This window comes from Acidimicrobiales bacterium, assembly GCA_036491125.1.
Taxonomy (GTDB): domain Bacteria; phylum Actinomycetota; class Acidimicrobiia; order Acidimicrobiales; family AC-9; genus AC-9.
This window is the reverse complement of sequence record DASXCO010000088.1, coordinates 1-4,248: the sequence shown is the minus strand read 5'-3', so window position 1 is coordinate 4,248 and position 4,248 is coordinate 1. Positions and strand designations below refer to the sequence as shown.

The window sequence follows — 4,248 nt, the reverse complement described above, 5'->3', positions numbered from 1 at the left end:
TCGAACGACCCGAAGCGGCCGCGGACCTTGCTCACCATCATGTGACGGACGGAAAAGGACACTTCCGAGTGGACGGGATCGATGTCCCACGTACCGGCTAGGTAACCAGGGGGAATCTGGGTCGCTACATCAGACATGGGGCTCCTTTGGTTGACACCATTCTCTCGGTGGCGCGTCGCCATCGCATCCGGGAAATCCATAGTCGATAGCCTGCTAGACGAGATGGCCTAGATCTCGGGACTCACCTCAAGCGGTTCGACCACCGACTACGGATTTCGTGGATGCCATCGGGCCTGCTAACTGCACAGGATGACGGGAACCTGACCATTTGGCCGCAGGCCCCGACCTGGACCGGCCGAGCAACGAACGAAGGATGTCACGACAAGTGCATCTGACATCGCCGATGTCAAGCGGGCGTACTCGGGCTGAGCCTGGCTGATGTCAAGGCCTCCCGCTGACGTAAGGACGCTCTAATGGAGGTGACAGCGAGGCTGGCGCCCGCCGGATTGACCTCGAACAAGCGGGCGGCGCTCATCGTCCTGGCCCTGGCCGATCTGATGGTGGTGCTCGATACCACCGTGGTGTACGTCGCCCTCCCGTCGATCCAGCGGGCCCTGCACTTCTCCTCGACAGCCAACCTCCAGTGGGTGGTCACCGCCTACGTCTTGGCCTTCGGCGGATTTCTGCTCCTCGGAGGTAGGGTGGCCGATCGTTTCGGCCGACGCCTGGTCTTCGTCTCGGGCGTGGTGGGGTTCGTGGCAGCGAGCCTGGTGTGTGGCCTGGCGACCTCGCCGGTTGTGCTGATCGCGGCCCGGGCGGTCCAGGGCATGGGAGCCGCGTTCATGGCCCCCGCCGCCCTCAGTTTGGTCACGGTCATCTTCACCGAGGGTGACGAGCGCAACCGGGCGTTCGGAGTGTGGGGCGCCATCGCCAGCACAGGAGCAGCCATCGGCCTGGTGGCCGGTGGCGCGCTCGTGAGCTGGCTGAGCTGGCGGTGGGTGTTCTTCGTCAACGTGCCCATCGGCGCTTTCGCCGCCCTCGCCACGCTGTACCTGATCGGCGAGATCCGTGACCCCGTGGCCCGAGGTTTCGACGTCGCTGGCGCCGTGTCGGTCACCGGCGGCCTCGCCGCCTTGGTCTTCGGGCTGGTCAGGGCCAACGAGTGGGGTTGGGGGTCGGCGACCACCATCGGCGTCTTCGTGGCCGCCGCCGTCCTCCTCGGGATCTTCGTGGTCCTCCAGATCCGGGGCAGTCACCCCCTTGTGCCGCCGCGCCTGTTTCGGAGCCGGACCCTTGTCGGCGCAGACGTCGGCATGCTGCTCGTCGGAGCAGGGGTCTTCGCCATGTTCTTCTTCCTCACGCTGTACATGCAACAGGTGCTGCACTACTCGGCGGTGAGGACCGGGCTCGGCTACCTGGCCGTCACCGCCACGAGCATCTCCAGCGCCACGATCGGCTCGAGGATCCTCGCTCGGGTGGGGGCCCGTCGCATCCTGGTCACCGGCTTCCTCATGGCCGCGACCGGACTTGCCCTCTTGGTGCGGATCTCACCCACCACCGGGTATCTCGACATCCTGCCGTCCCTCCTCCTGATCGGTGGCGGCAACGGGGCCGCCTTCGTGAGCATGACGTCGTTGGCGGTGGCCGGCGTCCCCCGCGAGGACACCGGTGTTGCCTCCGCATTGCTCAACGCCAGCCAACAGGTCGGTGGATCGCTCGGCATCGGCCTCCTTACCGCCGTAGCAGCCGCCCGCTTCTCCGCCGTGCGTCCCCGCCATCCGACTCCGGCGACCTTGGCCGCCGCCACCACCAGCTCCTGGGTGTGGGGATTCGTCGTCGGCGCGGTGTTGCTGCTGGCTGCGGCGGTCACGGCTGGGCTGTTGCTACGGGGTCGGCCAGAACAGCCGTCTCCGGAACCGAAGCCGGTCCCAGCGGTCCTGCCGGCCCAAGCCGGGCGAGGTGCCGTCACCGAGCCAGTGACCGCAGAGCGGGCGAGACCATCCCCCGAGTTGGTTCCGTTGGCCGCGCCATGCCATGGAAGCCGTCTCTCCGTGTTCTTTCGGTCACAGAAGTAGGTACGTCCGTCGCAGCGGGCCCGAAGGTATTCCGGGCGTCCCACGACAAGCGCAGCACCTGAGTCGTTCGCCCGAGGCAGGTTGGTTTTGGACGCGGTCTCAGATGATCATCGGAAGACTGTTGTTCCACAGCCGCTCGGCGTTGTCGGCGTCGAGGGAGTACTTGGCGACGGAGGCAGCGAGGTCGGCCAGGTTGGTGGGCCTGAAGTCGACCACTGTCGCTTCTTGGTTGTCGGAGAAGTACCGGCCCCCGAGGCCATCGAGAGCAGGGGATGTAGCAACCAGCAGGGTGGTAGAGGCACCCTGCTGGGGACTCTTCCGCATCTCGACAGGTGTGGCCAGCCTGCCGCCGATGTGTCGTTGGAGCGGGGTCGCGATCGCCCCAGGGTTGACTGCGTTGACCGTGATCCCATCACCGACCCACCGTCGGGTCGCTTCCAGGGCGAACAAGTTCACAGCAGTCTTGGACTGCGCGTACGCCTGTATGGGATCGTAAGGGCGGAATCGGAAGTCCATGTCGTCGAAGACGACAGGGCTGAACAGGTGCGCAGTGGAGCTCAGAGCAACGATCCGCGCTCCCTGGGCCCTAGCCAAGGCCTCGTGGAGGCGAAATGTGAGACGGAAGTGGCCGAGATAGTTGGTGGCGAGCTGGGCCTCCCAGCCATCGGGAGACAGTGTCCGTTCTTGAATGGCCATGACTCCCGCATTGTTGACCAGCAGATGCAACGGACCGTCCCACGCGTCGGCGAACGCGGCTATGGAGGCCGCGTCGGTTAGCTCTAGAGGAGCGACGTGGATGGCGCGATCGGTAGCGGAGCGCAGCTCAGCGATCGTCTCTTCGGCTGCGGCAACGTTGCGAACCGCGACGGTTACCTCTGCGCCCAGGCGAGCGAGAGTTCGTGTCGTCTCAAATCCGATACCTGAAGCGCCGCCGGTCACGATGGCCCGCAGGCCGGTGAGGTCCACACCCTCGCTGACCTCATCGGCGGTCGACTTGTCGCCGAACCGAGTGGTGATCTTGATGTGTTGGCTGGTGGTCACCGGTGTGTACCCCTCGGGATCGAGATGTTAACGGGACGCAGAGCGCGCAGTTCGCTCGCGATGCCACCGGCCTCCTCAGTGCTCCCACTCGGTGCGCGTCACGGTCTCGCAGGCTCGGAGACGAGCTCGACTGGGGTGGCGAGGACGTCAACGAGGGCGCCGTTGCGGATGACGGTGATAGCTAGCTGCCGCCCGATCGCGTCGGCGAGCATGAGACCCTGCAAGGCCTGGGCATTCGTGATCGGCTGGCCCCCGGCCGTGAGCAGGAGGTCTCCTTCGCGAATGCCGGCGCGGGCGGCCGGTCCGCCGGGAACAAGCTCAGTGATCCGGAACCCGGTCGGCTGTTGTGTGCGCTCCGCCAATGCCGGCGGGAGCAACGTCGGTGTGCCGCCGAGGCCGAGGTAGGCGCGTCGGACCCGGCCGTCAGCGAGGAGCGACATGATGATCCGCTGCATGGTGTCGTTGATGGGGACGGCAAGCCCGAGCCCGATTCCAGCGACCGCGGTGTTGATGCCGATAACCTCGCCCGACGAAATGGCGAGCGCGCCCCCGGAGTTCCCGGGGTTGAGGGCGGCATCGGTCTGGATGACATCGTCGATGATGCGCACGGTGCCGCCGGACTGGGTGGGCAAGGAACGTCCAAGGGCGCTGATCACTCCGGCGGTGACGCTGCCCGCAAGACCCAGCGGGTTGCCGACCGCGACGACGAGCTGTCCGACGCGCAGGTCAGAGGCGTTTCCGAGCTTGGCCGGAGTCGGGGTCGAACCGTCGGCGCGGATGACAGCGAGATCTGAGAACGGGTCGACGCCGACCACATGGAACGACGACGTCGTCCCATCGCCGAAGGCCGCGGTGCCGGAGCTGTTGCCTCCCACGACGTGCGCGTTAGTCAGCAGGAAGCCGTCGTCGGTGAAGACCACAGCCGAACCTCCGCTGGCCTCGACACGACCGTCACGGCGCTGGCGGGACATCTGGACGGCGGCGACCCGTGGCGTGAGCTCTGCCGCAACGCGGGTGACGACCTCGGAGTAGGCGTCGAGCGCGCCACGGTCGGCATCGGAGGGTGTTCGCTCGGGGAATGTATCGATCATCTCCCGACCTTTCGTCATCTGGAGGGGCCCCCGTCAACGCC

General features: G+C 66.4%; 4 protein-coding genes. 1 reads left to right on the top strand and 3 read right to left on the bottom strand.

The window, feature by feature from the left end; all coding sequences use genetic code 11:
- The coding region (locus VGF64_07470) for a YceI family protein (GenBank protein ID HEY1634579.1) at positions 1-137 on the bottom strand (137 nt) is incomplete at its 3' end.
- Positions 138-473: 336 nt separating this feature from the next.
- On the opposite strand from VGF64_07470, the gene VGF64_07465 reads away from it, so the two are divergent.
- The gene (locus VGF64_07465) at positions 474-2,075 is read left to right on the top strand and encodes an MFS transporter (GenBank protein HEY1634578.1); all 1,602 of its coding nucleotides are present in this window, start codon (positions 474-476) and stop codon (positions 2,073-2,075) included.
- Between the two features lie 99 nt (positions 2,076-2,174).
- Here VGF64_07465 and VGF64_07460 read toward each other — a convergent pair whose 3' ends face one another.
- Entirely contained in the window at positions 2,175-3,116 is a 942-nt protein-coding gene (locus VGF64_07460; GenBank protein HEY1634577.1) for an SDR family NAD(P)-dependent oxidoreductase, read from the bottom strand.
- Positions 3,117-3,214: 98 nt separating this feature from the next.
- Entirely contained in the window at positions 3,215-4,207 is a 993-nt protein-coding gene (locus VGF64_07455) for a trypsin-like peptidase domain-containing protein (protein HEY1634576.1), read from the bottom strand.
- Positions 4,208-4,248 lie beyond the last annotated feature (41 nt).

Excerpts from the sequence above, each read along its gene's own strand:
- VGF64_07455 (HEY1634576.1), bottom strand. The coding sequence starts at position 4,207 with ATGATCGATACATTCCCCGAGCGAACACCCTCCGATGCCGACCGTGGC.
- VGF64_07465 (HEY1634578.1), top strand. The coding sequence starts at position 474 with ATGGAGGTGACAGCGAGGCTGGCGCCCGCCGGATTGACCTCGAACAAG.